2 protein-coding genes and 1 pseudogene are annotated in these 4386 nt (G+C 34.7%); 2 read left to right on the forward strand and 1 reads right to left on the reverse strand.

All coding sequences use genetic code 11. From position 1 onward, the window contains the following. Window positions 1-792 precede the first annotated feature (792 nt). On the forward strand, window positions 793-1773 hold the full coding sequence (locus M3600_RS27985) for an SDR family oxidoreductase (protein WP_251648485.1): 981 nt from the start codon (window positions 793-795) through the stop codon (window positions 1771-1773). A 283-nt stretch (window positions 1774-2056) separates the two neighbouring features. On the opposite strand, the pseudogene M3600_RS27990 reads toward M3600_RS27985, so the two are convergent. After that, a pseudogene (locus tag M3600_RS27990) lies at window positions 2057-2428 on the reverse strand (glutathione-dependent formaldehyde dehydrogenase); the annotation flags it as partial. Window positions 2429-2684: 256 nt separating this feature from the next. Between M3600_RS27990 and M3600_RS29485 the strand changes: the two are divergent. Next, window positions 2685-2882, forward strand: coding sequence for an IS3 family transposase (locus M3600_RS29485; protein WP_396953856.1), 198 nt, complete (start codon window positions 2685-2687; stop codon window positions 2880-2882). Window positions 2883-4386 lie beyond the last annotated feature (1504 nt).

Here is a 4386-nt window from a genome sequence, read left to right on the forward strand (position 1 = left end):
TAACTTGAAAGGTGATAGTTACAGACTAAAAGAGAAGCATTTGAGTACGCAAAAACAGAAGGACTGAAAGGTCCTTCTGGGGAATTTTAAACCGGCGATTTTGAGGAAGTTTTAATCGGCCTTGACACTGACCTAGTCAATGTAGCAATTGAAGAGCTAATACATCAAAAATATGAACTTCCCATCTACAATACTTTAAAAGATGCAGCCAATGATGTTCGAAAAAGGTCTTATCGTATGATTTATCATAACTTACTTAATGAAAATCAAAAAGAGAGCGTGAATCAACTTTTCGAGGTATCAGAAGGTTCTACAAACAGTCCATGGAATCAATTGAAAGAGGATGCAAAAAGAGCGACTTTATCACATTTAGAACTCTCGTTGCTCGCCGAGATTGGTTAATGGAAACTGAACATCTCTACAGAATTACTTCATGATATTAAGAATTTGTGGAACAACAAAACGTATTTTTTGTTATTCAGCAATAGGGTCAAATCGTATTATGTGGTTAGCCGGTTTTTTCTGGTTGACCTATTTTTTTAGGTACTATTCTTGAGGTAGCCGGGATTAAAGAACTGTTAAGTAAAAATAAGTTGATCCGTTAAAGGGGTAGAATATTGAGTAAAGCTCCTTGTCCTAAAGGTCAGTTCAATAAAGAAAAAAGGTGTCTCTTTTGAGGAAGAATAAGCTTCTGTGTTGAAAGTAAACCACTTTTTTCACACTTTTTTAATTTATTTGTAGTGAACAACATAAACATTCTATAGAAGAAAATTATTTCTATAGGAGGTTTCCATGGAGCAAAAGGATCAAAGTCGTCAATTAGACCAAATAAAGCAAATGCAACAAATGTTTAAAGCGAACATGAAAACTCAACCTTATCCCATGTACCCTAACTATGGGAAAATCACACGTTACGAAGAAATTCCGATAAGTTTACCTGAACAGCGCCAGCTGCGCCATCCCGGAGTGGAAAAATTTATGGTACCCCTTCCAATTATCGAAAACCCGAACTATAAAGGGAGTGAAAAGTTAACAGGAAAAGTAGCACTTATTACAGGGGGTGACAGTGGTATTGGTGCAGCAGTAGCAATTGCGTTTGCTAAAGAAGGCGCAGATGTTGCTATTTCATACTTAGATGAACATGAGGATGCAAATAGAACAAAAACGAGGATTGAACAACTCGGACAACGTTGTTTTCTAATGCCTGGGGACTTGCGAGACAAACAACAGTGTATCTCCATTGTAGAACAAACAGTAAATACGTTTGGACGTCTCGATATTCTTTGTAACCACGTTGGTATCCAATTCCAACAACTAAGTCTGCTTGACATTACAGATGAGCAATTCGATGACACCTTCAAAGTTAATATATACTCTCATTTTTACACAACAAGGGCAGCGCTTCCTCATTTAAAACCAGGCAGCTCAATCATTGGCACTTCTTCAGTGGTGACGTATGTAGGTGAGCAGCAAATGATTGATTATACGGCCACAAAAGGCGCAATAGTTGGTTGGACACGTGCCTTGGCTAAAAATGTCGTGAAACAAGGGATCCGAGTCAATGCCGTCGCCCCCGGCCGAATTTGGACCCCACTTATTTCAGCAAGTTTCTCGTCAGACCAAGTCGCTGTATATGGAGCATTTAATCCAATGGAACGAGTTGCCCATCCATTTGAACTCGCACCAACCTTTGTCTATCTTGCTTCTGATGATTCTCGTTTTGTTACTGGTCAAGTTCTTCATGTTGATGGGGGAGAATCCACACATTCCTAATGGAAGGGGGTTACCATTTTGAGATATGAATTTAATCCAGAAGTAAAGCTATTGCTAGTAAACCATTCAAATGAAAAAGTAAGGATGGTCTATATGGAGGATTCCTGGCCCATGCCAAAAATAGGACTGAGACCACCATATTATTGCTAGCCAAGTTACGAGCTGAATTATCCAATAATCTAAATAATAACAGACAAAAAGACTTCTATATACAGTGTGGAAGTCCATTCAACATTTCGCTTAGGGTTCGCAATTATGCTAACTTTCAATTCATCCATTTAAACTAATAGGATAACGGTTTTAAAACGACTTTTATACAGTCGTCCTCACGATTATTAAACATTTGATAACCATGACTTGCTTATCCAAGGGCCACTTTGTATGTGGGTCAAACTCGTTATTCGTTATTTTTTCAAAAAATTCAGGCATAAAATGTATGACTGATGCCAGTCCCATTCTCAGATTGATATTCCTAACTCAACCCAATGGAAACACATTATAGTTGCCCCCATAAACATCTATTAATTGGACCGTTCCATATTTTTGCACAGCTTTTGTAGAAATTTGAATAGGTCCAAGGGTTCCACCTTGGCAACTTTAATTTTTGTTCAAGAATCTCCAAAGATGATTTATTCTCGTCAATACCTACACAATTGTGGATTTGAAATAAAGTCGTACCGTTTATAAAAAAGATGTACCGTTTTAAAGAAAGTTATACCGTTTACAAAAAAGTTGCACCGTTTTATTCCTTTTCGATTAAAGGATTCTATGTGAGTTTTAATTAAACTTTTTTATAAAAAGGAATGTTCATTCAAAAAGAAAAGAATCCATTTTGATCAATCTTTTTTCAAAATGGATTCTTTTCTTTTACCGTAAAATATGGATTTGTCGAACGTTTTTGATCAAACTTTATTTTAAAGTTACAGGAAGCTACATTTAAAATCATTAAAACGGAGTTTATTAGCCAAATAAAATTTGATAGTTTAGAACATTTAACACTCGAATTCAGTGACTATGTTAACTGGTATAACAAGCTTCGAATCCATGGAACACTAGGTTATGTAAGCCCCATTGACTACAAACAATCGTCCCTTAAAAAAGCTGTTTGATTTAATGTTGACAATCCAATAGCATTCAAAAATTTTTAACGAAAAATCCTGAAATTAAAGAACGACTGTATGGGTATGAAATGGGATTGATGAAGCTAATACTCGGAAAGATACTTACTGAAAAGTTTCGGATGTTTCTTACAGAAGATGCTTGGCTATGGATTGAAGGAATTCGGGGAAGAAGAGTTTATTATGACGTTACTTGCGAAGCTAATTCTCGATGACTCTTATAATTTTAAAATGAAAACTAATAACTATAGACTGTTAAGAGGCATGTTTGAAAATAAGCTAATCACTGAAAAAATAACAGAGTATAGAAAAGACTCCAGAGTAATAACCCACATTCAAGAGGAAAAGAACACTAATAAAGGTTGAGGGATGCAAATGAAGCTTCTATTGTGTCTTGGATGTAATGATATATTTAATCTGGATATCCTAGAAAAAAGCTGCAGCTGCGGAAGAAGTAAGGGCAAATATATAAATCAGCAACTTGCCGAATATACTGGTGAATTTGCATTGCCCCTTGGCTTTCTAATCCATCTTTGATACAGGCAATAAAAGATCAACCGATTCAAGGATTGGGTAAGGAGTTCACTTCTTCTGTTATCCCTAAGAACTGTAAGACCTTTTTAAAAAGTGGTGTGTAAGGATGTACAAGAAGATAATTAATATTAATCAGTGGCCCAGAAGTATAAATCAAAGTAAATCAATGAATATAATAATGGAAGAACGAAGAAGGATAAGAGAAGAAAGAATAAGTGAGTTTCAGAAGCAAGTTGATGAACTCCTTGACTTAATCAAAAAGAGTATCTAGTGAATTAATGCTCTTTGGTAAGGTGTAATTATTGAAACATACAAGCAAAATTAAATTAATTAGATAGAGATAGTTCGATTGTTTTATAGGTGGATAAGGCATCAAGTATTACTAGTATTTAAGAATTCTAATAAATGAACAAAACAGACAGAAAATTTGTATTCTGTCTGTTTTTTGATGGTTAAATACAAGATTAGAATTTATTATAATGGTAAGAAGGTATGTTTAAAAAAGTGAGCATTTAGAAATTTCTTGGGATGATGAAAACATCTAGAGAAAAATACTCACTACACTAAATAACTATTTCAGGAAGTTAATAGTGAATAGAGATTAATAACCAGAATATCGTGAAAACCTTGTGGCTTCATTTAGCGATTCGTTATAGAGTAGCAATAAATATTGTAAATAATGGTATGTGATTAAAACGCAAGAGTATGGATTTTAAGTTGTCACTTAAAGTAATGAATAGTTGCTATTAGGAAAGTCAGTACTGTTAGTCTATGAGAAAGTATAATTCCAAGAGTAATATAGGGTTATGTTTAATAACACAAATAATTAAGTGACAGCATTCCTGTAATAAGTGAAAATGCGATTTGAAAGAAAAAAGACCTCTTGATAAGATAAATGTGTCCTAAGCTGGCCAGCTAAAAGGGACAAAATATCTACTCGGAGGTCTCACTATGAATTATA

The sequence above is a fragment of the Niallia sp. MER 6 genome (assembly GCF_023714395.1).
Taxonomy (GTDB): Bacteria; Bacillota; Bacilli; order Bacillales; family Cytobacillaceae; genus Niallia.